25 protein-coding genes are annotated in these 25,960 nt (G+C 27.5%); 23 read left to right on the top strand and 2 right to left on the bottom strand.

The window, feature by feature from the left end:
• The first annotated feature begins 77 nt into the window (after positions 1-77).
• From AC5LG6_RS04390 to AC5LG6_RS04495, 22 genes are all read left to right on the top strand, one after another.
• Entirely contained in the window at positions 78-2,282 is a 2,205-nt protein-coding gene (locus AC5LG6_RS04390) for a flagellar hook-basal body complex protein (RefSeq protein ID WP_498585797.1), read from the top strand.
• Positions 2,283-2,344: 62 nt separating this feature from the next.
• Positions 2,345-2,671 (top strand): hypothetical protein, encoded by a 327-nt coding sequence (locus tag AC5LG6_RS04395; protein WP_066155030.1) that lies wholly within the window; start codon positions 2,345-2,347, stop codon positions 2,669-2,671.
• A 7-nt stretch (positions 2,672-2,678) separates the two neighbouring features.
• Positions 2,679-4,709 (top strand): tetratricopeptide repeat protein, encoded by a 2,031-nt coding sequence (locus AC5LG6_RS04400; protein WP_498585798.1) that lies wholly within the window; start codon positions 2,679-2,681, stop codon positions 4,707-4,709.
• Between the two features lie 56 nt (positions 4,710-4,765).
• Positions 4,766-5,080: a flagellin gene (locus AC5LG6_RS04405; protein WP_066155036.1), complete on the top strand. Its 315-nt coding sequence runs from the start codon at positions 4,766-4,768 to the stop codon at positions 5,078-5,080.
• A gap of 16 nt (positions 5,081-5,096) precedes the next feature.
• The gene (locus tag AC5LG6_RS04410; RefSeq protein ID WP_498585799.1) at positions 5,097-5,963 is read left to right on the top strand and encodes a FliM/FliN family flagellar motor switch protein; all 867 of its coding nucleotides are present in this window, start codon (positions 5,097-5,099) and stop codon (positions 5,961-5,963) included.
• Between the two features lies 1 nt (position 5,964).
• Entirely contained in the window at positions 5,965-6,282 is a 318-nt protein-coding gene (locus AC5LG6_RS04415) for a rod-binding protein (RefSeq protein WP_066219627.1), read from the top strand.
• 3 nt (positions 6,283-6,285) lie between these two features.
• A complete protein-coding gene (locus AC5LG6_RS04420) occupies positions 6,286-6,663 on the top strand; it encodes a hypothetical protein (protein WP_260925390.1) in 378 nt (125 codons plus the stop codon).
• Positions 6,647-7,042 carry a hypothetical protein gene (locus tag AC5LG6_RS04425; RefSeq protein WP_066346929.1) on the top strand — a complete coding sequence of 132 codons (396 nt, stop codon included), beginning with the start codon at positions 6,647-6,649 and terminating at the stop codon, positions 7,040-7,042. The genes AC5LG6_RS04420 and AC5LG6_RS04425 overlap by 17 nt, the downstream gene beginning before the upstream one ends.
• Positions 7,039-8,193: a flagellar biosynthesis GTPase FlhF gene (gene flhF / locus AC5LG6_RS04430; RefSeq protein ID WP_434279893.1), complete on the top strand. Its 1,155-nt coding sequence runs from the start codon at positions 7,039-7,041 to the stop codon at positions 8,191-8,193. The genes AC5LG6_RS04425 and flhF overlap by 4 nt, the downstream gene beginning before the upstream one ends.
• Entirely contained in the window at positions 8,193-9,014 is an 822-nt protein-coding gene (locus tag AC5LG6_RS04435) for an AAA family ATPase (protein WP_066403681.1), read from the top strand. Before flhF ends, AC5LG6_RS04435 begins: the two co-directional genes overlap by 1 nt.
• Positions 9,015-9,028: 14 nt before the next feature.
• Entirely contained in the window at positions 9,029-9,400 is a 372-nt protein-coding gene (locus AC5LG6_RS04440; RefSeq protein WP_066359132.1) for a hypothetical protein, read from the top strand.
• Positions 9,401-9,416: 16 nt separating this feature from the next.
• Complete coding sequence (gene fliE, locus AC5LG6_RS04445; protein ID WP_066155055.1) at positions 9,417-9,737, top strand: flagellar hook-basal body complex protein FliE; 321 nt, start codon at positions 9,417-9,419, stop codon at positions 9,735-9,737.
• A gap of 15 nt (positions 9,738-9,752) precedes the next feature.
• Complete coding sequence (gene flgC, locus AC5LG6_RS04450) at positions 9,753-10,220, top strand: flagellar basal body rod protein FlgC (protein ID WP_498585800.1); 468 nt, start codon at positions 9,753-9,755, stop codon at positions 10,218-10,220.
• 10 nt (positions 10,221-10,230) lie between these two features.
• The gene (locus AC5LG6_RS04455; protein ID WP_498585801.1) at positions 10,231-12,183 is read left to right on the top strand and encodes a flagellar hook-length control protein FliK; all 1,953 of its coding nucleotides are present in this window, start codon (positions 10,231-10,233) and stop codon (positions 12,181-12,183) included.
• Entirely contained in the window at positions 12,183-12,932 is a 750-nt protein-coding gene (locus AC5LG6_RS04460; protein WP_066166617.1) for a flagellar biosynthetic protein FliR, read from the top strand. The genes AC5LG6_RS04455 and AC5LG6_RS04460 overlap by 1 nt, the downstream gene beginning before the upstream one ends.
• 8 nt (positions 12,933-12,940) lie before the next feature.
• The gene (gene flhB, locus AC5LG6_RS04465; RefSeq protein ID WP_498585802.1) at positions 12,941-13,990 is read left to right on the top strand and encodes a flagellar biosynthesis protein FlhB; all 1,050 of its coding nucleotides are present in this window, start codon (positions 12,941-12,943) and stop codon (positions 13,988-13,990) included.
• A gap of 3 nt (positions 13,991-13,993) precedes the next feature.
• A complete protein-coding gene (locus tag AC5LG6_RS04470; protein ID WP_498585803.1) occupies positions 13,994-15,994 on the top strand; it encodes a tetratricopeptide repeat protein in 2,001 nt (666 codons plus the stop codon).
• Positions 15,991-17,295 (top strand): flagellar protein export ATPase FliI, encoded by a 1,305-nt coding sequence (gene fliI, locus AC5LG6_RS04475; RefSeq protein WP_066166607.1) that lies wholly within the window; start codon positions 15,991-15,993, stop codon positions 17,293-17,295. Before AC5LG6_RS04470 ends, fliI begins: the two co-directional genes overlap by 4 nt.
• Positions 17,292-18,431, top strand: coding sequence for a flagellin family protein (locus AC5LG6_RS04480; protein ID WP_498585804.1), 1,140 nt, complete (start codon positions 17,292-17,294; stop codon positions 18,429-18,431). The genes fliI and AC5LG6_RS04480 overlap by 4 nt, the downstream gene beginning before the upstream one ends.
• Before the next feature lie 17 nt (positions 18,432-18,448).
• Positions 18,449-20,560, top strand: coding sequence for a flagellar biosynthesis protein FlhA (gene flhA, locus AC5LG6_RS04485; protein ID WP_066219606.1), 2,112 nt, complete (start codon positions 18,449-18,451; stop codon positions 20,558-20,560).
• Between the two features lie 28 nt (positions 20,561-20,588).
• On the top strand, positions 20,589-21,773 hold the full coding sequence (locus AC5LG6_RS04490) for an MFS transporter (protein WP_498585805.1): 1,185 nt from the start codon (positions 20,589-20,591) through the stop codon (positions 21,771-21,773).
• 28 nt (positions 21,774-21,801) lie between these two features.
• Positions 21,802-22,365: a flavin reductase family protein gene (locus AC5LG6_RS04495; protein WP_260887638.1), complete on the top strand. Its 564-nt coding sequence runs from the start codon at positions 21,802-21,804 to the stop codon at positions 22,363-22,365.
• 54 nt (positions 22,366-22,419) lie between these two features.
• Here the strand turns inward: AC5LG6_RS04495 and AC5LG6_RS04500 are convergent, their stop codons facing one another.
• Positions 22,420-22,824 (bottom strand): DUF350 domain-containing protein, encoded by a 405-nt coding sequence (locus AC5LG6_RS04500; RefSeq protein WP_260931420.1) that lies wholly within the window; start codon positions 22,822-22,824, stop codon positions 22,420-22,422.
• Positions 22,825-23,043: 219 nt separating this feature from the next.
• On the opposite strand from AC5LG6_RS04500, the gene AC5LG6_RS04505 reads away from it, so the two are divergent.
• On the top strand, positions 23,044-23,460 hold the full coding sequence (locus AC5LG6_RS04505; RefSeq protein WP_498585806.1) for a CHASE3 domain-containing protein: 417 nt from the start codon (positions 23,044-23,046) through the stop codon (positions 23,458-23,460).
• A 147-nt stretch (positions 23,461-23,607) separates the two neighbouring features.
• On the opposite strand, the gene metE is transcribed toward AC5LG6_RS04505, so the two are convergent.
• A complete protein-coding gene (gene metE, locus AC5LG6_RS04510) occupies positions 23,608-25,872 on the bottom strand; it encodes a 5-methyltetrahydropteroyltriglutamate--homocysteine S-methyltransferase (RefSeq protein WP_498585807.1) in 2,265 nt (754 codons plus the stop codon).
• Between the last annotated feature and the right edge of the window lie 88 nt (positions 25,873-25,960).

Genomic DNA, 25,960 nt, shown 5'->3' on the forward strand with positions numbered 1-25,960 from the left:
TTTGTATAAATTTAATATAATTTTTGTACAAAAGTATGAACATTTATGTTCATTTACCTTAATACAAAGGATTAGTCATGATAGGTGCATTATGGACTGGAATATCAGGATTAGCAGCACATCAAACAGCATTGGATAATGAGTCAAATAACATTGCCAATGTAAACACTGTAGGTTATAAAGCGGGAAGAATCTCTTTTGCAGATCAAATTTATCAAGGAAAGATTGGTAAAGGATCATTTGTGCAAGACGCAGAGAAGATTTTCGTAACAGGTGGTTCAAAAATCACTGGAGTTGAGTATGATGTTGCTTTACAAGGTGATGGATTTTTCACTGTAATAAATAAAAATACACTAGGAACTGCAGAGACGTTTTATACAAGAGCTGGAAATTTCCGTATGGGTCAAAGTGGAACTTTACAAAACCCAGATGGATATGAGGTTCAGGGTTGGGCAATGAGCTCAATTGATCAAAAAAATGATGTAAAGAGTACAAATCAAAATGCTACAAGATTTACAGATTCTTATATTAAGAATCTTGGAAATAGTATTATTAGGCATGGTGATTATATAGAGACTATCGCAGCAAAAGCTACAAATTTTGATGAGACTGCAAAATCAGATGCTACCTCTGTATTTAGTGGAGCTGGAGCAAAAACAAAAGCTGCAAAACTAAAAGATATAGACCTTGCTATGGCTGATTATAATAAATGGCTTCAAAAATATAAAGATGATCCAACTTTACCATCAGCTGGATCTATTGCTCAAGTTTCTCAAGTAAACTTTAGAACAGGAGTTCCTCCTACTTCAATTATTGGAAAAGATGGTGACTCTATAAGAGTAGTTATTGATGGACAAAATTATGATGTAGACTTTATTCCAACTAAAACAACAGATGATTATAGACAACAACTTTGGACACAGCTTGCATCTGGAGAAGCTGCAACATATGGTATTGTAGACCCTGCTAATCTTATTGCACCTTTTCCAAATGGACCTATATTAACACAAGAAGCAGCAGATACAGAAATTGCAAAATATGACCAGTTGGCTGGAAAAATAAATACTTATAAAGCTATGGCTGATAAAATTACTAATTCAAATGCTGGTGGATTGGTTGCTTATATGGCAAAAGATAGTTTAGCACCAACTGCTGATACATTAAACCCAAATGGTATGTATGAAGAGAGTACAAAATTAGCAGATATGTTAAGAGGAGTTATTCAAATAAAATCTTTAATTCCTGGAAAAGATTTTAAAATAACAGAAGTATCAGAACACTCAGGAGTAAATCAAAATGTATCTGTAAAAGGATCACATCAAACAACAGCAGCAGCTGTTTCTGGTTCTGGAAAAGCAGCTATAGAATCAGCAAGAGAAGCTCTTTCTAGACTTGTAACAGGAAATCAACAAAGTGTTTATACAACACAAGAGCTATATGGAAATGCAACTTCAGCAACTTCTACAAGAGAGTATAAATTTAACATTGAAATTTTTGATAAAGATTTGGGTTATGTTATCCCTGTTCCAAATAATGGGGCAACTCCACCACAACCTGTAAATATTACTTTTGGTACAGGAGCAACAGCGCCGTATGATGATATGACAATAGATGGTATAGTAAACTCTATAAATAATTTAAGAACAGCTTCTGGACCACAATTAGGTGATTATATTGTTGCAAAAAATGTAAATGGAAACTTGGTATTAGAAACAAAAGATTCTAGTTATGATTTAGAGTTTGATGCTAAACTAACATATGATGACCCTAATCCAGCACCAGGAGTTAATGATGTATTTATAGAGATAAATGCTGATTACTCTGGAAGAAAAGGTGCAGGCGGAGAGTTTATGGAGATAACTACAAGAGTTGATCAAACTTCTACCCAAAACAGTCTTCAGTTGAGACTAGATGTTTTAAATATATCTGATAGTAAATTTGGACAATTTAATATAGATGACACTGGACTTGTAACAATAAAAGAGGGTGGTGTAGAGTACGCTGTTGGTCAAGTATCAATTGCTAGATTTACAAACAATAGAGGACTTGAGGCAGTTGGAAACAACAACTTCCAAAGAACTCAAGAGTCAGGAAATGCAATTTATAGTACAAACAATAATAATACAGCAGGTGTAAAAGGTAAGGCGCTTGAGCTTAGTAAAGCAGATTTAAGTGAAAGCTTAGTAAACTTGATGGTATTTCAAAGAGCTTTTGAAGCAAATGCGAAATCTATAACAACATCAGATGAGCTTTTAAGTACACTTATTAACTTAAAAAGATAATATTACAATTAGAGCAAGATTTTTTCTTGCTCTATTTAAAAATATTAATTATAGGAAAAAAATTGGATTTTTTAATATCAACAGTTTTAGCTATCATTTTACTTTACTTTATTTCAAGTACAAGTGCCTATAAATCAATGTATAAAAAAATAAAAGAAGAAAAAGAGATTATAGAAGAAGAAGTTACAAAGCTTGAAGCTTTAATACAAAGATATGAAAAGCAGGTTAAAATAGGTACAAGTAGTCTTAAAAATAATCAAGAAAATCTGCAAGTTGCACGTGATGATTTACAAAATCTTAGACTTGAGAATATTACTTTAAAAAATAAAATAAACGATTTACAAAGAAGAAATGAAGAGTTATTTGCTCAGGTAAATGCAATTATTTAGGAATAATTTGAAAAAATCTATATATAAAATAGTTATAATTTTTTTTATACTAAATAATTTTTTATACGCAAATATTATAGAATCACAACCACAAATAATTTTTGAACTAGAAAAACTAGAAGCTTCAAATGAAAATTTAGAGATACAAGTTGATTTTAATAAAGCAGTTTTACACTTTAGAAAAGGTGAATATAAAGATGCTTTAAGACTTTTTGAGAAAACTTCAAAAGTTTTTGAAGCTCCATCACTTTTGAATATGGGAATAATATATTATAAACAAAAAGATGAAAAAAAAGCACAAGAGTTTTTTAATAAAATATATTCAAAAAAGACAAATCTAATAAATCAACCTTACTCATTTATATCATCTTGTTACTATCTTTTTGAGATAACTAAAGATGATAAATATATGTTAGATTTAGTGACAATTTTTCAAAATAGCAAAAAATTAAGTGAATATAATGAACTTATAACAGATATAAAAGATGCTATTTTGAAAGAGTTGGCAAATAGATATTTGATGATAGAAGATTATGAAAATGCTCTAGGTGCTTTAAATGCAATGAGTTACTCTTTAGATTTAAAAAAAGCTATGATTTTGATAAAACTAAATAATTTTCAAAAAGCTTCAAAAATTTTGAAAAAGATAAGAGAAGAAGAGAAAAATAGTGAAATTTTAAATAAAGTATTGTGGATTTCAGCATATTCCAGTTTGAAACAAAATAATTTTGAAGATGCACAAGAGATACTTGATTTAATTAATGATAGAAAAAAAGATTTTAATGTAAATATACAGATGCCATTGGAGATATTTTTTAATAAAGATTTATATTCATACAAAGATTACTACAAAAGTATTATGAAATTTGATGAAGATAGAATGTATGATTTTATATATTATTTTGCTCCTTTTGTATTTTCAGATTCAAAAGAGATAATATATGATTCTGTAAAAGGTTTTATATATGGCAAAGCACAAAGTGTAGAGAATTTAGAAAATATGGTTGAGTATAATACTAAATTTATTGGTTTGGTAAAACAAGATCCAATAAAGCGAGTAAATGAATTAAAAAATATTATAAAAACAGATTCTAAAGCATATATTTACTATAACCTAGCTCTATCTTATGCACAAATCAATGATTTTACAAATGCTTATAAAAACTTTGAAAAAGCATATAAACTAAGTCCTGGTAATAAGTTGTATTCTGTTATGTACCTAATTACTGCAAATAAAGTATCTGCTGATATACCAGATAAACAAAGAGCTATATTAGATAAAAATATAAAAGATAGTGGAGGATTATATAGCTACTTTGCAAAAGAGTTATATAAATTATTTGTAAATAGTACTTACAATGTTGTTGAAGCATCACAATCTTATGAAAAAACAGTTTTTTATAAAGCTATAGATTTTCTAAAGAAAATGAATAATAATGAAAATTTAAGTAATCATCAACTTCTTGAAGATTATGAGAGAGACCCTTTTATATATCTTTTAAAACTTGTTCAAAAAAATAAAAATGAAGATGAGTATAGATACGCAGCAAGAGTTCAAGATGCAGTAACTTTGAAATATAATAATAATTTTTTAGATAGCTCTTTAATTACTTCAAAATATTATATTGATATTTTAAGAGCATTTGGTGTTTTTTCAAGAGTAGATTTTAATATAGATGGAAATAATAACCCAAGCTATTTGGTAACAAAAGCTTATAGTGATTTATATTTGAGTAAACCACTTAATTCTATAGAGACATTAAAGAGGCTAAAAGATGAGTTTGGATATGAAAATAGATTTACAATGTATCTTTCAACTGCATCTTTTTTAGAATCTTTAAGACCTGAAGAGGCATCTATTCAAATATCTTTAATAAAAGCATTTTATAAAGATAAAGATACAGATTTTTTAACTGCAATTCAACTTTTACAAAATATGAACATTTCAAGTGCAAAGCAATTTTTAGTAAATAAGTATAATAACCCATATATAGATTTTAGAATTGTTGGTTTTGAAGAGTTTATGCTTTCTTTATAATACTATTTAATTTTTTTTTGTTATAATGTTTTAAAATTCTTACAAAGGGGTCTTTAGTGGAAATTGGAAGAGTAGCACAAATTGATAACGCAAAAGAAAACTACGAGATAAAGACAAAACAAGTAAGCAGTGTTGAAGAAAAAGTTAAAACAATACAAGAAGATGAGTATAAAAAGAACTCTTCAAAAGAGCCAACAAGTGAGTTGAATGAGGTTATTTTGGATAATATTAAGTTTGGATACAATAGAGAATCAAAAGATTTTTTTGTAAAAATAACAAGAGGGGATATTGAAAATAAATATCCAACAGAAGATATGATGAAAATAAAAGCTTTTTTAATTGAAGAGCTAGAAAAAAGTATTAAAAATTAAAAAAAGGTAAGATATTTTGGCATCAGATTTATCAAATGTATTTAAAAACGAGCTATCAAATACACTAGAGCAGTTATTAGGGAAGAAAGCAAAAATTTCTGAAACAAAAAAATTAGATGATATTTTTGAATCTTCAAGTTTTATAGAAGCAGATGTAAAATTTGATATAAAAGGTTTAAGTTCAGCTATAGTTTTTTATATTCCAACTATTAGTGCTACAAAGTTTGAATATTTAATGTTAGGTGGAATGGGTGATTTAAAAGAAGATATTGATGATGAAACAACAGATGCTGTAAATGAGATAGTTGCAAATATTTGTGGAAGTTTTTGTACTGCTTCAAATGCTCAAGGTATGCCAGATATTGTAGGTATGAAATCAGAGATTAAAGGAACAAAAAAGGTAGAAAAAAGTGCATTAAGTGGAAAAAAGATATATCTTTTTAATATATCTTTAGAAGAAGATGCAACACCTATTTTAATCAGTTTTGAAAAAACATTTTCTCCTTTTTTCTCTTTGATTACAGGAGTAAATGACGAAAAACCAGTAGTTTCAACTCCTACGGCTCCAGTTGCACCAACTATAACTCAAACTCAATCAATTGTAGGAGTTCCAAATCCATCTAAAAATCTTGAACTTTTGTATAATGTTAGATTAAAATTAAGTGTAAGATTAGGTACAAAAATAGTTCTTTTAAAAGATATATTAAGATGGGATGTTGGTGAGATTATTGAGCTTGAACAGATGGTAAATGAACCACTTGAGATTCTTATAAATGGTGTAAAAATAGGTGAGGGTGAAGCTGTAATTGTAGAAGGAAAGTTTGGATTAAAGATTAAAAAAATTATAAATGAAGATTTGAAATTAGATAAAATAGGATTGTAAAATGGAGATAAATAGTAGCAATTTATATAACAAAGATATTCTAAAAACAAATAAGTTTGAAAATTTAAATAGTAGCAGTCTTGAAAAAGTTGAAGATAAAGAACTAAGAGAAGTAAGTAATAATTTTGAAGCATTTTTTATAAATCAAATATTGGAAACTTCTTTAAAATCAACTAGCATCGCAGGAGAAGAGGCTGGTAGTGATATTATAAAAGGTATGTATTTACAATCAATTTCTGATAGTTCTAGTGGTAATTTCGGAATTAGTGATATGCTTTATAACTTTTTATCACAAAATAATAAGAAAGAGCAAGGTTAAAATATGGTTGATAAAATTGTAGATAATATGCAACAACTAATACTCGAGTTAAAAAATGCAATAAATCAAGATATAGAAGATATAAAAGCATCAAAACACGAAGAGCTTTTTGGAAGAAATGATAGAAAAAATTCAATCATAAATGAGATTATGAATCAAAAAGTTGAATTAAACAAAGAGTTATCAAAACTTATTCAAAATAACTTTGATGTTAATATTTATAGAGATAAAGTAAATGAACTAGAAGAAGGGTTAAGAACTTTATATGAGCTAAATAAAAAATTAGCAAACATAGTTTTACCAATAAAACAGATGTATAAAGAGCTTTTAGATGAGATAAGTGAGCAATCTGGAGGACAGATTTTTGATATTAAGGCTTAGTTTTTTATCTTTAGTTTTTTCTTCATATTTATTTGCAATTTCTGTTTTTGTAACAAAAGAAGCAATAAAATATGAAGAGAAAATAGATATTTCTAAACTAGAACAAAAAGAGTTTGACACAATTCCTAGGACTTGTACTCCTTTGACTTTGGAAGATTTGCAAAATGGTGAATTTATAACAACTCATCATATAAATAAAAATAGTATAGTTTGTGAAAAAAGTGTAAGATCTACTGAAAACAATGAGATAATTTTTAATTTTGGCGGAGTTAAAATAGTAAAAAAAGGAAAAATTATCTATGAGAATGAAGAATTTATAAGATTTAAGAATTTAGATGGAACTATTGAACAAATATATAAAGATGGAAGACAAAAATGAATAGACTCTCTTTTTTAGGGGAAACACCAACAGAAGCCTTAAGAAATGCTCAAATAGAGTGTGGAGAAGATGCTATTGTAATCTCTACAAAAAAAATAGCAAATGCAAATGGTTATAATAAAGATATGTATGAGATAGTTGTTGCTGTTGAAGATGAAGAGATTCAAACAAATATGGAGTTTACAAAAACAGCAATTACTAAAGCTACTGTTGAATCTCAACCTATAAAAGCACAAGTTTATGACTATAAAGAGGAGATTTTAAAAATGCAATCTCTTCTTGAACAAGTACAAAAAACTCTTTGGAAACCAAAAAGCCAACTATACGATTTGCTTATACCTCCAGAATTTATAGATGTTTACACTATCTTTGAAAAAAATGAGTTCGATAGTGAGATGACATACACTATTATGAAAAAGACAATAAAAGAACTTCCAGTTTCACTAAAATCAAATCAAAAAAAAGTAAATGATTTCTTTAAATTAGTTTTAAGAAGAGTTATTCCTATTAAAATGGAGCAACCTTTAAGAAAAGAGCAAAGAAAAATTATGATGATGGTAGGTCCTACAGGAGTTGGAAAAACTACAACTATTTCAAAGCTAGCTGCAAGATTTGCTTACAAAATGGAACAAAACCATAAGGTTGGAGTAATTACTTTAGACTCTTTTAGAGTAGGTGCAATAGAACAGTTACAAGCATATACAAATATTATGAGGCTTCCTTTAGAAATAGTAAAGAAGCCTGAAGATTTGACTGAAGCACTTTTAAGACTTAAAAATTGTAATTATATTTTTATTGACACAGCAGGTTCAAGTCAATATGATATAGATAAAATAGAACTTATAAATGAGTACAGAAATCATGTATATGAGCTTCCTATTGAGAAAACTTTGGTTTTACCTTCAAATGTAAAACATAGTGATTTAATGGAGATTTATAAAAACTATTCAATACTTGATATTGATAATTTAATCTTTACAAAATTAGATGAGACAAAAAGTTTTGGAAATGTTATATCGTTTTCGCATAAAACAAAAAAATCAATAACATATTTCTCTATTGGACAAAATGTTCCTGATGATTTAATTGCAGCTGATGCTTCATTTTTAATAGATTGTTTTATGAATAATGAGTGCAGTAAGGAGATATAATGCTAGATGCTAGATTATCTCAAGCCGAAAAATTAATAAATCTTACTTCAAAAGTAAATAGTGAAGTAAGTAGCTCAAAAACAAAACTTTTGACAATAACATCTGGAAAAGGTGGAGTTGGAAAATCTACTTTTACAGCTAATTTTGCTTATATATTATCTCAAAAAAATTTAAGAGTATTGGTTTTAGATGCAGATATAGGTTTGGCAAACATGCAGGTACTTTTTGATGTAAAACCAGTAGTTACTCTTTTTGACTATATTAATGGGCATAAAAAACTTCAAGAAGTAATAATAGAAACGAAATACCCAAATTTATCTTTAATTGCTGGGAAAAGTGGCTACCAATATGCAACAAATAGTAGTAGTTTTATATTTTCAAGATTAGTTCAAGATATATTGGATTTAAATTTTTATGATATTTTGATTGTTGATACTGGAGCTGGATTAAATGATTATGTGAAAGAGTTTTTAAAAGTATCAACAAATATTTTAGCAATAACTTCAACAGATCCTAGTGCTTTAACTGATGTCTACTCTTTGATAAAAATGTTAGCAATTGATAAAAAGAGTTTAATGCTCTGTTTTAATCATACAAAAAATGATCTAGTTGGTGAAACAATTTCAAACTCTTTGATAAATTTAGCTAAAAAAAACAGATTAAAAAGCGAATTTGTGATAAAATATATAGGAAGTGTACCAAGCAGTGAGAACATTACAAAAATAGCTAGAGCTAGAAAAATATTTGTTAATGAGTTTCCACAAGAGGAAGCTTCTTTTAAGTTGCATAGTATTGTAGATCGTGTTTTAAAAAATATTTAAAAATCGGAGTTTAAGTGGTAGTAGAAAGATTTTCGCAAAATCTAATAAATACTGGAATATTTAAGATATACATAGCAATTGGTTTTTTTGCTACAATAATATTTTTTACATTCAACTCAGAACTTTTTTCACCTCTTCAAATGCTTTTTGGAGCTATTTTAGTTACTGTTACACTAAAAGGTTTTAGTAATTTAATGTTATCTTTTATAGTTAATAATTTTAGTCTAGATCAAAAGAGAATGGAGTTTGATAATAGATATAATGAAGATAAAATCAACTTGCTTTTAAATCAACTTGTTGTAAAAGATATAAAAGAAGATAAAGAAAATGATGAGCAATCAAATGAAAATTCAACTCAAGATAAAAAAGAAGAAGCTGTAAGCTAAAATAGGAGATTAAAAGATGAGCATAGTAGGTGCTATAAACTATTTAAATCCATTGCAAGGTATTGATAGTGCAAATGTAAAACAAAGTGAAACTTTAAGTGAAAGTCAATATGCTGATAAATCTTTTAAAGATTTGTTAAATGGGGCTATAAATGAGGTAAATGATTCTCAAATAGAAGGATATAACTCTATGAAAGAGATTGCAACAGGAAAAGTTGCAAATCTTCAAGAGGCTGTTCAAAAAATTGAAGAAGCAGAATTAAGTCTTAAATTGGGATTAGAAGTTAAAAATAAAGCTATAAATGCTTATAGAGAAATTATGAGAATGCAAATTTAGTAAAAGGAGCAAATTATGGGTTTTTTTGATGGATATAACGTATCAACTTCAGGAATGAGTGCACAAAGAACAAGAATAAATGTTGTAAGTGCTAATATTGCAAATGCAAAAACAACTCATACTCAAGAAGGTGGACCATATAAAAAGCAACAAGTTGTTTTTGAAGATGTTTTATTAGCAAATAAAACTATAAGAACAAATTCAAATGATATTGAAGTAAACAATTCTCCACAATCTGATTTGGCTCTTAGAGCTGTTGGAGTAAAAAAGATTATTCATACAGATGCACAACCTGTATTAAGATATGATCCTACTCATCCAGATGCAAATGAAAAAGGTTATGTAGCATATCCTGATATAAATCCTGTTATAGAAATGGTTGATTTAATAGAGGCTATGAGATCTTATGAAGCAAATGTTACTGCATTTAATACTCATAGGGGAATTGATACAAAAACTCTAGATATATTAGCTGGAAATTAAGGACTAAAAAATGGCAAATCTAGTTGATATTTTTACACAATCAAGTGGTTTAAAAGGTGAAACAACAGTTTTAAGCACAAGTGAAGATTTGCCAAAAGATAAGCCATCTTTATTTGATTCTCTTCTAAAAACTTCAATTGAAGATATTGAAAACAGTTCAGCACAAAATACAAATTCAAAGATAGTATCTCAAAATATTACTTCAAATTTAGAAAAGAGTCCTTTGGATGCAGAAGTTGTAGAGGTTAATACAAAATTGATTGATGAAGGTTTAGATTCTGAAGCTATTAATTTAGATGAAAATTCAAATAGTGAAGAAGTTATAAAAGATTTATCAAAAAATATAACAAATGAGTTAAATAAAGATAATACAAAAAAAGATGAGATAAAAGAACCTACAAAAAATATTCAAAATAGTATAAGTAGTAATAACTCATTACTAGATAGGTTAGTTTTAGAAGTAAAAAATAGTAATTTAGAACAAGTACCTAAAGTTGAGCAAATTTTAAGTGAACCTTTGGAAAATGTTGATATTGTAAATACTGATAAGAGTTTTATAAAATCTTTAGATAAAGTTATTGAAGGCTTAAAAAATCAAAATAATTTAGAACAAAAATTAGATAGTGAAAAAATTATAATTTCTAAAGATGATAAGTTAGTAGAAATAATAAAAGAGCAAGAAATTCTTATAGAAGATATAAATGGAAATAATTTACAAATAAAAGATGAAAATAGTCAAAATCTTGATGATCTAACTTTAGAAACAACTCAAAATTTATCGCAAATAATAGTAAATAGTGAAGATATACAAAATGTAGAAAATCAAATTGAAACTTCTACAGTTTTAAAAGATAGTTTAAATTTTGAAAATATTTTGATTGTTGAAGATGAAGTTGCAAATAGTGATGCTATCAAAAATGAAACTGTAAAAAACGAAAACAACTTAAATTCGCAAAATATTTTAATTGTTGAGAATGAAGTTATAAAAACTGAAAACAATACGAAAGTAGATCAAAAATCATCTCTTATGGATCAATTAATTCAAACAAACAGTAAAAAAGATATTACAACAAAAATAGAAGAATCAGCTACTTCAAATCCTCAAAGCGTAGAGCAAATTAATAAAAATTCAAAAGAGGTTGCCTCAAATATTTTTTTAGCTGAGCAAAAAAATAGTTTAAATAATCAACTACTTTTTAATAAAAATGAAGCAGTGAATATTTTAAAAAATGCTTCAACTATTGAAGATATAGAAAAAAGTGCGAATATCTTAGATTTAGATGCAAATAATTTAGAAGTTGAACAAAATATCTCTAGTGAGAGTTTAAATGATTTAAGTGTAGATGAAAAAGAGATTTTAGATAGAAAAAATATTTTAAATAGTATTTTAAATGAAAAAAATATAAGAAGTGTAGATGTTAGAAATCTTATAACAAACTCTATAGAAGCTTCGAAAGCTCTTTTGGAAGATACTATAAATATTTTAGATGATAAAATTTTGGATATTCAACCAAATTTGGTAAATTCAATTCAATCAAGAATTGTTGGAGCAAAACAGCAAATGGCTTCTATGATGTCAGATGTTGCAAGACAGATGTATGAAAACTATAAACCGCCTGTTACTGTTTTTAGAATGAATTTAAACCCTGGAGATTTAGGAACTATTTCAGTTTTAATGAAACAAGATAAGTCAAGTGGATTAACTATTAATATGAGTGTTTCTAATATTGCAACACTAGAGCTTTTAATGGAAAATCAAAATATGTTAAGAAACTCATTGGCAAAAACATTTAATGATAGTGCAAACTTTAATCTTGATTTCTCAAAAGGAGAAGGTGGTCAAAGTCAAGGAGACTCTTCAAGTAATCAAAATCAAAGAGATAAAAAAGATTCAAACACTCAAGATATATTAAAGCTTAAAAAAGAGAACAAAGATTACGAAGAGAAAAACGATTATATGTAATGGAAGAGTTTTTCTCACTTTTAAATGAAGATGTTCTTGTTAAATTTCTTCTTCTATTTGCAAGAGTAGTATCTTTTGTAGCGTTTATGCCAGTTTTTGGGCATACAGCAATAAGTGTTACTGTAAGAGTTGCTTTTGCTTTTTATTTGGTAATTTTTCTTTTTCCTTTTATTGGTGATGTTAAATATATTAGTGAATCTTCATTTATAGTATCTTTATTATCTGAAATTACTTTGGGATTAGTTGCTGCAATGCTTGTAAATATAATATTTTCATCTGTTAAGATTATAGGTGAATTTGTTGAGTATTCAACTGCTTTATCTATGGCTATGATGTTTGACCCAACAACAGGTTCTCAAGAAGGTTTGGTAGCAAAACTACTTTTTTGGATATCATTGATGCTATTTTTCCAAACAGGAATGTATGAAATGACCTTGGTTTTATTAGCAAAAAGCTTCTCTATGATACATTTAGGAACTTTTGATATATTCTCTATAAATGGTATAAAACTTGCTATTGGTGAGATAAATAGAATGTTTGCCTTTGCATTTACTTTTGCTTTACCTCTATTTTTTATAGGATTTATTTTGGATGTTTATTATGGTTATGGTACAAAGTCAATGCCAGCATTTTCTCCATTTATTATAACTTTTCAGTTGAAGTTTGCTTTAATATTTTTGTTTTTAATATTTGGTTTAGAGATATTTTTTGATGCATTTACAAACTATTTTATTAGTAAATTTGAGTAGGAAGTTTTATGGCTGATGATGAAGAAAAAACAGAAGAACCCACATCCAAGAAGATAGAAGATGCCAGAAATGAAGGAAATGTAGGTAAATCTGCTGAAGTAGCTGGCGCTGTTATTTTAACTTTGGGTTCTGTTTATTTAATATTTCTTTCAGGTTTTATGTTTTTAGAGATAAAAAAAGTGATGTTGTATATCTATGGTTTTATAGGACAAGAAATAGATGAAAGCACATATTTTACAATTACTGTTACAGTTGCAACAACACTTGTAAAAGCTTTGTCTCCCATATATTTGTTAGTTTTTGTTTTAGCATTTGCAGCTAATTGGATGCAGTTTGGATTTATTGCAACTCCTTTGAAATTTGATTTACAAAAACTAGATCCAATAAAGGGTATAAAAAATGTTTTTAGCTTAAAAAAATTGATGGAGGCTCTTAAATTAACCCTTAAATTAGCTGTTATAGTTTGGGTTATGTTTTTACTTTTTTCATTAACATATCAAGATTTTTTGACAATGATGAATAAAGAGCTAAATGCAACTATAGAAGCTATGATAGACTTGATTATTATATTTGTATTTACTATTTTGTTTATTATTATTATTTTTGCTATAATAGATTTCTATTTTTCTAAACATTATTATATGAAATCTTTAAGAATGAGTAAGCAAGAGATAAAAGATGAGTATAAAAATATGGAAGGAGACCCTCAAGTTAAGGGAAGAATTCGTAGAATTCAGATGCAAATGGCACAAAAAAGAATGATGAGTAGCGTTCCTGATGCAGATGTTGTTATTACAAATCCAACACACTATGCTGTTGCTTTAAAATATGATAGTTCAAAAAATCAAGCTCCTTTAGTTGTTGCAAAAGGAATAGACTTTTTAGCTTTAAGAATAAAAGAGATAGCAAAAGAGAATAGTGTAACTATAATAGAAAATCCAAGTCTAGCACGGGCTTTGTATGATCAAATTGAGTTAGAAAGAGAAGTTCCTTCAGAGTTTTATAAAGCAATTGCTGAGATTTTCTCTTATGTTTATGAATTAAAGAAAAAAAGGTAGAATTTGAGATTTTTAATTATATTTATACTTCTTGTCTCTCTTTTAAATGCTAAAGATAGAGATTTCTATTATAGTTTTATAGATTCAAATGGAAAGCAGATTCCAACAAAAACAAAAAAGACAATAATAAATACTTTAAATCAGCTAGATGAGGTTAAAGCAATAGCACTTGATGGAAAACTTCATGAGGCTTTTGAGAAATTAAAAATTATAAAAGATAATAATAAAGTATCACTTTTAAATTCTGATATTTTAATACTTTATTCTGAGTTAGTTATAAAAACAAACTCAAAACAGCATATTAATAGTGCTTCAAATGAGCTTGAAGTAGCTATAAATTCATCACTTATAGATCAAGAGGATTTATTAAAAGCCTATTTAATTTTGATAGATTTAAAGTTAAATATAAATAAAGTAGAAGATGCACGATATTATGCTCAAACAGTAGTAGATATTTTTGATGATGAAGAGGCAAAATCAAGAGGAAAAATATCTTTAGCAAAGATTTTTAAGTACCAAAAAGATTATAAAAAGGCTTCTAAAACTATTTTTGAAGTATTAAACAGTACAGAGGATAAAAATATTGCCTCAATTGCTGCAAATGAACTTTTTGATATATATTTGCTTGAAGGTAAAAAAGATGAAGCAAGTGAACTTATGCGACAAATTTTATTGACAAATCCATCTTTTTACTCTAGTGATTATATAGTGGCAAATCAAAGAGTTGATTTACTTTTAAAACTAGATATGAAAACTTTTGCTATAGATATTTTAAAAAATTTAATATTAACTTCAAATAAAGATGATGTTTTAGAGCAAACAAAATATAAATTGGCAAATTTATATATGAGTTTATACGACAAAACAGATACTTACTTAAATCTTGCAAAAATTTTATATAAAGATATTATAGATAACTATCCAAAAAGTGAGAATTTTGATAATGCATCTATGTTTTATGATGAGATAAAAATGAGACAAAAAGCTATTTTACCAAATGTAGTAGCAGATAAATATCCAGAAAATGAAACTATGCAAAATAAGGCACTTCTTCAAGAGTTGATTAATAATAATTTTAATAAAAAATATGAAGATGTAATAAAAATGAAAAAAGTCTATAAAGATATTCCAAAGGATGTCTTAAAAAGATTTGGTTATGAAAATGTTGATGAAATTTTAGACATGTCACATTTAGGACTTATTAAAGAGTATTTAAAAGAGGAAGATTGTATTAAATTAAGTTATATTTTAAAAGATTTAAAAACAGATATTTTTAAAGATATAGTTAATGATGATAATTTAAAACAAGAGTTTATTAGTTGTATGAGAGAAGTTCCATCTATTGAAAACTATAAACAAGTTAAAGATATCTTTAAAGATACAAAAGATTTAGATATTTATCTTATTTTAGAAGCTATGGCTCTTGATGTTGAAGAGATAGATGATGCTTTGTATTACTCGTCAAAAATAGAAAAATCTAAAGATAAAGAGATTTTAAAAGAGGAGTTTTTGTATAAATATCAGATTTTAAAAATTGATAATAATACAGGAAAATTAGATAAATTTTTTAAAAATAGTTTGGAAAATAATGATTTAATTGAGGCAAATATAGAAAAACCAATAATTATTGATTTTTATTATGATTTATATCTATATTTAATAAAAGAGGAAAAAGAGGAAGAGGCATTTAAGATTTTAAATTCTTTAAATAATAAGCAAAATGAGTTTAAAGCTTTTGTTTATTCTCCTTTTGTAGAGAGTGAATTATCAAGATTATTAAAAAAACAAAATAATTTCCAAGGTGCAGTAAACTATCTAGTACTTGCCTTAGAGCATGCTAAAAATATAAAACCAGATGATGAGGTAAAACTTTACTATGATATTTTAACTTTGTATGATAATTTGGGACAAAAAGAACAAAAAGAGATATATTTACAAAAGTGTAAAAATATAAATATAGAAGATAATTTTTATAAAAATATGTGTAACGGAATGAATCCATGAATATAGACGAAATTATAGATAACATAGATTCAAATAATTTAAATATAGCCTTTGGAAGAGTTGTAAATATCTCTGCTGTTACTTTAACTGCTGTTGGTTTAGATGTTGCTGTTGGAGATATTGTAAGAATTGAATCAGTACAAAAGCTATATACAGTTTTAGGAATGGTTACAGTTTTAAATGATGATATGTTTGTCATTGTTCCATTTTCATTTATTGATGGTTTTAAGATAAATGATAAAGTATTTTTACAAAGAGATGGACTTACTATAAAGTGCGGAAATGGTCTTTTAGGAAGAGTTGTAAATGCTTTGGGAGAACCTATTGATGATTTAGGTAAAATAAGAGATTTAGATACAAATGCGCCTATAAATAAAGAGAGTATGTCACCGCTTGATAGAGGGATTATTGATCAAAAATTTGCAACGGGTGTAAAGGCTATTGACTCAATGCTTACATGTGGTAAAGGTCAAAAAGTAGGTATTTTTGCAGGAAGTGGAGTTGGAAAATCAACTCTTATGGGAATGATAGTTCAAGGATGTGAAGCAACTATTAAAGTTATTGCACTTGTTGGAGAAAGAGGAAGAGAGATTCCTGAATTTATTCACTATAATTTAAATAACAATTTAGAAAATACTGTAATTGTAACAGCAACTTCAGATGAGTCACCACTTATGCGAAAATATGCTGCTTTTACAGCTATGAGCATAGCTGAATATTTTAGAGATAAAGGGCATGATGTACTTCTTATGATGGATAGTGTTACTAGATTTGCTATGGCTCAAAGAGAGATAGGTCTAAGTACTGGAGAACCACCAGTTAGTAGGGGTTATCCACCATCAGTTTTTGCACTTTTACCACAACTTATGGAAAGAGCAGGTAATAGTAAAAAAGGCTCTATTACAGCATTTTTTACAGTTTTAGTTGATGGAGATGATTTAAATGATCCAATTGCAGATCAAAGTAGGTCTATTCTTGATGGACATATAGTTTTAACAAGAGATTTAACAGAACAAGGTTTTTATCCACCAATAAATATATTAAAATCAGCTTCTCGGGTAATAGATAAAGTTGTTACAAAAGAGCATTATAATGATTTTTTAAAGTTAAAAAGAGTATTATCACTAATAAAAGAGAATGAAGTTTTAATTAGAGTTGGTGCATACAAAAAAGGTATGGATCTTGAGTTAGATAGTGCAATAGCGAAAAAAGAGAAAGCAAGAGAGTTTTTAACACAAGGAACTCTCGAAAAGTACTCTTTTGATGAAATTGTTGCAAATTTAAGAAAGGTGTTAATATGATATCATTAAATTCTACAACATATAGATTGGGAAATTTAGATAATTACCAAGCAAAACTTAATTTTCAAATGGGTGGAAGTAAACTTCAATTTGGAAGCGACGATTCTGTTACTTTTGGAAGATTAACTCATACAGAAGATAAAATAAAAACTCAAAAGGGAATTGTAGAGCAAATAGAGAGAGCTGATGTTTTAAACAAGACATCAGATACTGCAATGAAAGAGGTAAAACTTCTTTTAGAAAAGATAAAAGCGGAAGAGCTAATAAAGGCAAATACTTCTACAACTAGTATTGAAGGTCTTGAGGCGATTGCTGGAGTTATTGAAGGTTATAAGCAAAATTTATTTAATCTAGCAAATACTCAAACAGAAGGTCAATATGTTTTTGCAGGAAGTGATGCTTCTGTTAAACCTTTTTCTATGGATGCATCTGGAAAAGTAACATACAATGGAGATTCAGAATTAAGAAAAGTTGCAGTTGATGAGGGCTCTTATAGAGAAAGAGGGATAAACGGAATAGATGCTTTCTTTTATGTTGCCGATAGTGCTTCAAAGGGCGCTACTTTAACTTTCAAAGATGGTGATAGAATTACAGACCAAGATGGAAAAGAGTGGGTTTTTGATAATGTTGCAAATACACTTACTAAAACAAATTGGGATGGTTCAACTGACAAATTAATGCCACCTGCTGTTGTTCCTCCAGTTCTACCAGCAACTGAATATACAGTTACTTTACCAACTGCTAATGGTACAAAATTTGAAGCAAGAAGAAATATGTTTGATATGTTAGATGAGGCAATTAGTAGCTTAAGAGGTCTTGATAGTGCAGGAAATCCTACTTTAACTTATGAAGATAGAAGAACTGGTATTTCAAAAGCTATTGATGAATCTACAAAAGCTTACGATACTGCTGTTATTGCTCATTCAGAATTGGGAGCAAAAAATAAAACTTTTGAAGTATCAAAAGAGAGAGCGGAGTCTAAAATTACACAACTAAGTATTCTTGAAAAAGAGCTTGGAAATTCAAATTTGACTGAAGTTGCTACAGAGTTAAAGGCTCTTGAAATATCTTATACAGCTCTTTATTCAACAATAAATAGAACATTTGAGTTATCTTTAACTAATTTTTTAAGATAAATTAGTTTATTTAGTATATGAAGTTTAGTTTTAAAAATATTTTCTCTAGGGATTTAATAGCAGTAGCATTGTTTTTATCAATGCTTGCTATTATTATCATACCTCTAAATCAAGTTGCTATTGACTTTTTTATATCTATATCTTTAGCATTATCTTTTTTAATTTTATTAATTTCTCTTTATATACAAAAGCCAGCAGATTTAACAACTTTTCCAACACTTTTACTTATTTTGGTTATATTTAGATTAGCCCTTAGTATTGCAACAACGAGATCTATTTTAGCAGATGGACACAATGGACCAGATGCTGTAAGTACAATCATTTCAGCTTTTGGAGAGTTTGTTGTTGGCGGAAATATGGTTATTGGGGTTGTTATTTTTATTATATTAGTTTTGATAAACTTTATGGTTGTAACAAAAGGTGCTACAAGGGTTGCTGAGGTAACTGCTAGATTTACACTTGATTCAATGCCTGGTAAACAAATGGCTATTGATGCAGATTTAAATGCTGGATTTATTGATGATAAAGAGGCACAAGAGAGAAGAAAAGCACTTATAACAGAAGCAAACTTCTATGGAGCAATGGATGGGTCATCTAAATTTGTAAAAGGTGATGCAATTGCTGGTATTATTATTACAGTTGTAAATATTGTTGGTGGACTTTTGGTTGGTATTTTTCAACACGATTTACCAGCTAGTGAAGCTGCAAGTATATACACAATTTTAACTATTGGAGATGGACTTGTTGCACAAATTCCAGCTCTTTTAACATCAACTGCAACTGCTATTATAATAACAAGATCAAATACAGATGATGAAAGATTTGCAACAAGAGCTGTAAATCAACTTTTAAAAGATACAAAATCTCTTGTTTTAGTAGGTATTGGTTTAATGCTTTTTGGACTAGTTCCAGGTTTCCCTACAGGAATTTTGATGACTATGGGACTTATGATATCAGCTTTAGGTTACACTATTATTATGATTGATAAGGGTGAAGATAATATTGTTACAAGATTTTTTAAACCACAAGTTCCTAAAAAGATTGAAAAACCAGAAGATTTAAAAGAGAAGAAAAGAGCAGCAGCTGTTCCTGACGAGAGTCAAAGTATAGAAACTGTAATGAAACTTGAAGTTTTGGAGTTAAAACTTGGAATTAGACTTTTACAACTGGTTCAAGGTAACTCAGAACTTCTTGATAAAATAAAAGCGATAAGAAAAAATATAGCTTCAGAATTAGGATTTATAATACCTCAAATAAGAATTTCTGATGATACAACTTTAGGAGCGAATGAGTATCAATTTTATCTAAAAAGAATTCCAATAGTAAAAGGGAGAATAGAAGTAGATAAACTTCTTGCTATGGGTGGATTATCAAGTGAACACCTTGATGGAATAAAAGTAAAAGAGCCTGTATTTAATCTAGATGCTGTTTGGATTTCAAAAGATTTAAAAGAAGATGCTTTGATGAAAGGGTTTACAGTTGTAGATGCTCCAACAATTATATCAACTCATATATCAGAAATTATTAGAAAATATGCAGAAGATATTATTACAAGACAAGATGTTGTTGATATTGTAGAGAGATTGAAAAAAGATTTCCCTATTGTTGTTGAAGAGGCTATGAAAGTAGCTTCATATGGAAGTTTGTTAAAAGTTTGTAAAGATTTACTGCACGAAAAAATTCCAATTATAGATATGCTCACAATTATTGAAGCAATAGCAGATATTGCTGAGTTTACAAAGGCTCCAGAGATACTCTTAGAGCATGTAAGAGCAAAACTTTTTAGACTTATTACTCAAAAATATAAAGATACAGATGGAGTTTTACATATAGTTACTATTAAACCAGAGCTTGAACAACAGTTTATAGGAAAACTTCAAGATCATCATGGTGCAAGTCAGTTGATGCTAAGTATTGCAGAGATAAATAATCTTGTAACTAAGACTAAACAGCTTTTAGATGATATTGAGAAAAAAGGTTTTTCAAAAGTTGCAATGGTTGTTGATCCTGTTTTAAGAAAAAGAGTATCAGAAATTTATGAGAAGTTTGGTCTTTCTATTCCTGTTTTATCTCACGCAGAACTTGATTCAAAAGCAAATTTTGCTATTGAAGGAACTTTAGAGTTCTAATTTTTTTTTCATTTTTTTAAGGATTTTTTTGAAATATTATATTAATTTTTTAAGAGATAAACCTATTATTAGAAGTTTATCTTTGGTGAACTTTATTGCATCTTTTGGTGCATGGTTTTCTACGGTTGCAATTTATACTATGGTTGTAGAGTTTGGTTCAAGTGAATTTGCTATTGCAATTGTTACAGCTATGCATTTTATTCCAGCAATCTTAATAGCCCCATTTAGTGGAAGTTTAATAGATAGATTAAGAATAAAACCACTTATGGTAACTTTACTTTTTATAGAGTTATCTATGACGGCTTGTTTTTTATTAATTGAAACATCCTCACAACTTTGGTTACTTCTTATTTTTATTTTTATAAGAATGAGTGCTGCTTCAATGTTTTTTTCAAGTGAAATGTCACTTTTGGCAAAAATTGCTACTGGAAAAGATCTTCAAACAGCAAATGAGATACAATCAATTATTTGGTCATTTACTTATGCTGTTGGAATGGCGGTTAGTGGTTTTATAGTAAATTTATATGGTGTAAAAGCTGCTATTTTGATAGATGTTGCTATTTTTGTACTCGCTTTTTTTGTTTTTCTTAATATTAAAATAAATATAGAATATAAAAAAGTTGAAGAGAAAATTTTAGAACTTATGATTGATGGTTTAAGATATATTAAAAATAATAAAATTATTCTACATCTGATTTTTTTACATGCAAGTGTAGGACTTACTAGTTATGATGCTTTGATTACTATTTTGGCAAAAAATGAATATAAAGAGCTTATAGCTGTCCCTCTTGCTATTGGGCTTTCAAATGCTGTAAGAGCAGTTGCTCTTATGATTGGACCAATATTTTTAAATAAGATTATCAAAAAAGATAATCTTCAATATCTTTTAGTTTTTCAAGGAATTACAATAATAATTTGGGCATTTGCTCAAAGTAATTTTTATTTATCTTTAGGTGCTCTGTTTTTTGTAGGATTTAGTACAGCATTTTTGTGGTCTTATACTTATGCTCTTTTACAAAATCATTGTGATAAAAGATACATAGGAAGAGTAATATCATATAATGATATGTTTTTTATGCTAGCAAATGTTCTAACAACTCTGTTTATTGGAACTATGGCACATATTACAACAACTTCAATTATTACGATATGTTTAGGAGTTGCATTTTTACTTTATGCTTACTACTATACAAAGATTTATTCAAAAATTTAATTGTATAATGATTTAAAAGGAGAAAATTATGATTTTAGACTACAAAGATGTAAATGATTTAGATAGATACAAAATAATGTCAGGAAGTATAGTTCCACGACCAATTGCTTGGATAGTTACAGATGATGATGGAGTTTTAAATGCAGCTCCATTTTCTTATTTTATACCAATTTCAACAAACCCAGCTTTGGTTATAGTTGCTATTGGAAAAAAAGATGATGGAAGCCCAAAAGATAGTTTAGCAAATATTTTAAAGACAAAAAAAGCAACTATTTGTTTTCCAAATAAAGATAATGTTGAACAGTTACAAAAATGTGCTACACCTTTATGTAAAAGTGAAAGTGAAATAGAGAAGTTTCAAATTGATGTAAAAAAAGAGTTGGAGGATTATCCACCAATGGTAAGTTCTACTCAAACTGCACTTTTTTGTGAATATTATGATACTTACAAAGTTGATGGAGATACAACACCAGTTGTTTTAAAGATAAATTTTCAATATATACAAGATGATAGAATAAATGAGCGAAATCATACAAAAATCGAAAGTATTGGAAGATGTGGAGTTACTTTTAAAGCTATGGTAGATTTATAGTTTTTTATCTATCATTTTGAAATTAGTTCAAAATGATAGATAAATTTATAAGTTTTAATAACTCATAGAACCAGCATTTAAAAGACCAATACAAATTGATAAAAATGCCATTAAAATACCAACAGAAACTACACCTTCATTTATTTTTTCATTAAAAGAGTATTTTCCACTAATTCTTGTAACTATAAAAGCATAAGCTAGTTGAATAAATATAGCAATAGCTCCCCAAATAGCAAAATCAAAATAAGAAACAGAGTTTTCCAAAGCACTATAAAGTGGGATAGAAACGCCAATAATTGCTCCTCCAAAACCTAGTGCTGCTGCAATATTATTTTTCTCAAAAATAAGATTGTAATCATCATATGGAGTAACAAGAGCATATAGATATAAAAAAGCAACTACTAAAATAACTGCTGTAAAGAAAAATCCTAAAAAGCTTAAAAATAAACCAAATTCCATCAAAAATCCTTTTTTTGATAATTTTATCAAAAAGTTGTTATATAAAGCTTATATATTAAGCTTTAGAACAAATATATCGACTTTTTAATAATAAAAATATAAGTTGAAAGTTACAACAAAATTACCATTTAGTTACAACTTAATTACATCTTAAAATTCATAAACTTCTATTTAAACAATAAAGAATATATTATAAAAAATATTATATTAGGAAGCAAAATGAATAACCTAAAGCTTAGAAATAAAATTTTTTTAATCTTGGTTTTACCTATTTTGGCAATTTTTATGTTGTCATCTATATTAATTTTTGAAAAAGTTGAAAAAGTTCTCAATATGGATAAAACATCAAGTTATATAGAGTTTACTGACCAAATATCTAAATTGTTGGCAAATCTTCAAAAAGAGAGAGAATTATCTTTATCTTATATAAATAGCTATGCTCAAACAAAAAAAGATGATTTAGAAAATCAAATAAAAGCTAGTAAATTAACAGAAGAAAACCTAGATACTTTTATAAAAAAATTTTATTTAATCAAAAAAGAGAGTAAACTTTTTGATAAATATGAAACTTTTAAAACTAATATATTTTTTTTTGATCATATAAAACACTGTTTGGTGTTGAATCACTTGAAATGAATGAAATTCAAAGACAAATTTATGATGCTATTTATTCAAAATGTAAATTTGAGTGTCCTATGAGAAACTCAGGAGCAAAAGAGTTGGAAGAGTTTTATAAATCTTTATAATATATTAAAAGAGAGCCATTTTTAGGCTCTCTTATTTTTAACTATTTTTTACAATTTTTACAGCTTCAACCATATTTTTAAGACTCTCTTTAACTTCTGGCCATTTTCTAGTTTTTAATCCACAATCTGGATTTATCCATAATTGTTCTTTTGGTAAAACTTCAATTAATGCTTTAATTTGATTTACCATCTCTTGCACACTTGGAACTCTAGGACTATGAATATCATAAATTCCAGGTCCTATTTCTTGTTTATAATTTACCTCTTTAAAGATTTTTAAAAGTCTATTTCCACTTCGTGCTGTTTCAATAGAGATAACATCAGCATCCATAGCTTCAATAGTTTTTATAATATCATTAAACTCACTATAACACATATGTGTGTGAATTTGAGTATCAGCTTTTGCGCTACTTACACTTAATCTAAAATTATCAACTGCCCAATTTTCATAAGCTTTTATATTTTCAGCTCTTAAAGGATAACCCTCTTTAAATGCAGCTTCATCAACTTGAATCATTTTAATTCCAGCATTTTGTAAATCATCTACTTCTTTATTAATACAAAGTGCAATTTGTTTTGTTACTTCATTTCTTGGAATATCGTCTCTTACAAATGACCAATTTAAAATTGTAACAGGTCCTGTTAACATACCTTTCATAACTTTAGAAGTTTTACTTTGAGCATATTTAATCCACTCAACAGTCATAGCATTTGGTCTTGAAACATCACCAAAAATAACAGGTGGTTTTACGCATCTACTTCCATATGATTGAACCCAAGCATTTTGTGTAAATGCAAAACCTTCCAATAATTGTCCAAAATATTCAACCATGTCATTTCTTTCAGGCTCTCCGTGAACTAAAATATCAAGTCCGATTTCATCTTGAAATGCTACACAATCATCAATATATTTTTTTATTTGAGTTTCATACTCTTCTTTTGAAATTAAATTTGCTTTATAATTTTTTCTATTCTCTCTAATTTCTGGAGTTTGAGGAAATGATCCAATAGTTGTAGTTGTTAAAAAATCATATTTAAAAAACTCTCTTTGAGCTTTTATTCTATCTTCAAATTTATCTTCTCTTTCAAATTTTTTTAGATTTTTAATCTCTTCTTCAATCTTTTGATTATGAATTTTAGTAGATACTCTTCTTTGAATATTATCTTGTCGATTTTTCTCAATATTTGCAATATCTTCAAGTGATAGTTTTGAGCCAAAAAACTGTTTTGAAACAAGGTTTAACTCTTTTAATTTTTCATTTGCAAATGCTAACCACGATTTAATCTCTTTATCTAAATTATCTTCATAACTTAGAGTAAAAGGTACATGTAAAAGTGAACAAGAAGTTCCAACTATAATATTATCTTTTGAAACTACATTTGAGATTTTGTTTAAAAGATTTAGTTTATCTTCAAAATTACTCTTCCAAATGTTTCTACCATCAATAACTCCAGCAATTAAAACTTTATTTGAATTTATAATAAATTCTAAACTATCACAATTTTTAACTCCATGAATAAAATCAAGTCCTAAAGCCCAAATAGGAGTGTTTACTAAAATTTTTGTAGCTTCATTTGAGTGCTCAAAGTAAGTAGTTACAACGATTTTTATATTTTTTGAAACATTTGATAGCTCATCATAAACTGGTTTTAAAAGTGATAAAACTTTTGGTTCTAAATCCTTTACAAATAAAGGTTCATCAAATTGAACAACAATTTCACTGTTTAATTTTGAAATCTCTTCTAAAAGCTCTTTATAAACTTTTACAACACTAGAAATATGTGCAAATAGATCACTATTATCGACACTTTTTGATAATCCTAAATAAGTAATTGCACCAATTAAATTTATTTTTGTATTAATTCCAAGCTCAAGTGCCTCTTTATACTCCTCTATAACTTTTTTAGAGTTTAATGAAAATTTTGTATCTTTAGAAATTTCTGGAACAATGTAGTGATAGTTTGTATTAAACCATTTTGTCATCTCCATTGCTACACAATCTTGATTTCCTCTTGCCATTGCAAAATATAACTCTTCATCTTTTAGGTGTTCAAATCTTTTTGGAATTGCTCCTAATAAAATAGTAGTATCCAAAATATTATCATATAGTGAAAAATCATTTGAAGCTATAAAATCTATTTTTGCCTCTTTTTGATAAGTCCAGTGTCTTTTTCTCAAATTTTCTGCTACATATTTAACTTCACTAAAATCAACTTTTTTTGCCCAATAATCTTCTAAAACTTTTTTTAGTTCTCTTTTTTCTCCAATTCTTGGGAAACCTATTACATAATTTTTTGACATTATTAATCCTTTTAATAAAAATATTTAATTCTCTACAAAAAATGTAGATAACAAAACTTGATAAATATGAAAAAATAAAAATCTTATT

The organism is Arcobacter thermotolerans (genome assembly GCF_983172305.1).

Bases quoted from the DNA above. Each gene is read 5' to 3' on its own strand.
- AC5LG6_RS04495 (WP_260887638.1), top strand. From the start codon at position 21,802: ATGATTTTAGACTACAAAGATGTAAATGATTTAGATAGATACAAAATA.
- AC5LG6_RS04420 (WP_260925390.1), top strand. From the start codon at position 6,286: ATGGTTGATAAAATTGTAGATAATATGCAACAACTAATACTCGAGTTA.
- metE (WP_498585807.1), bottom strand. From the start codon at position 25,872: ATGTCAAAAAATTATGTAATAGGTTTCCCAAGAATTGGAGAAAAAAGA.
- AC5LG6_RS04435 (WP_066403681.1), top strand. From the start codon at position 8,193: ATGCTAGATGCTAGATTATCTCAAGCCGAAAAATTAATAAATCTTACT.
- flgC (WP_498585800.1), top strand. From the start codon at position 9,753: ATGGGTTTTTTTGATGGATATAACGTATCAACTTCAGGAATGAGTGCA.
- AC5LG6_RS04455 (WP_498585801.1), top strand. From the start codon at position 10,231: ATGGCAAATCTAGTTGATATTTTTACACAATCAAGTGGTTTAAAAGGT.
- AC5LG6_RS04505 (WP_498585806.1), top strand. From the start codon at position 23,044: ATGAATAACCTAAAGCTTAGAAATAAAATTTTTTTAATCTTGGTTTTA.
- AC5LG6_RS04460 (WP_066166617.1), top strand. From the start codon at position 12,183: ATGGAAGAGTTTTTCTCACTTTTAAATGAAGATGTTCTTGTTAAATTT.
- fliI (WP_066166607.1), top strand. From the start codon at position 15,991: ATGAATATAGACGAAATTATAGATAACATAGATTCAAATAATTTAAAT.
- flhA (WP_066219606.1), top strand. From the start codon at position 18,449: ATGAAGTTTAGTTTTAAAAATATTTTCTCTAGGGATTTAATAGCAGTA.
- flhF (WP_434279893.1), top strand. From the start codon at position 7,039: ATGAATAGACTCTCTTTTTTAGGGGAAACACCAACAGAAGCCTTAAGA.
- AC5LG6_RS04415 (WP_066219627.1), top strand. From the start codon at position 5,965: ATGGAGATAAATAGTAGCAATTTATATAACAAAGATATTCTAAAAACA.
- flhB (WP_498585802.1), top strand. From the start codon at position 12,941: ATGGCTGATGATGAAGAAAAAACAGAAGAACCCACATCCAAGAAGATA.
- fliE (WP_066155055.1), top strand. From the start codon at position 9,417: ATGAGCATAGTAGGTGCTATAAACTATTTAAATCCATTGCAAGGTATT.
- AC5LG6_RS04480 (WP_498585804.1), top strand. From the start codon at position 17,292: ATGATATCATTAAATTCTACAACATATAGATTGGGAAATTTAGATAAT.
- AC5LG6_RS04500 (WP_260931420.1), bottom strand. From the start codon at position 22,824: ATGGAATTTGGTTTATTTTTAAGCTTTTTAGGATTTTTCTTTACAGCA.
- AC5LG6_RS04390 (WP_498585797.1), top strand. From the start codon at position 78: ATGATAGGTGCATTATGGACTGGAATATCAGGATTAGCAGCACATCAA.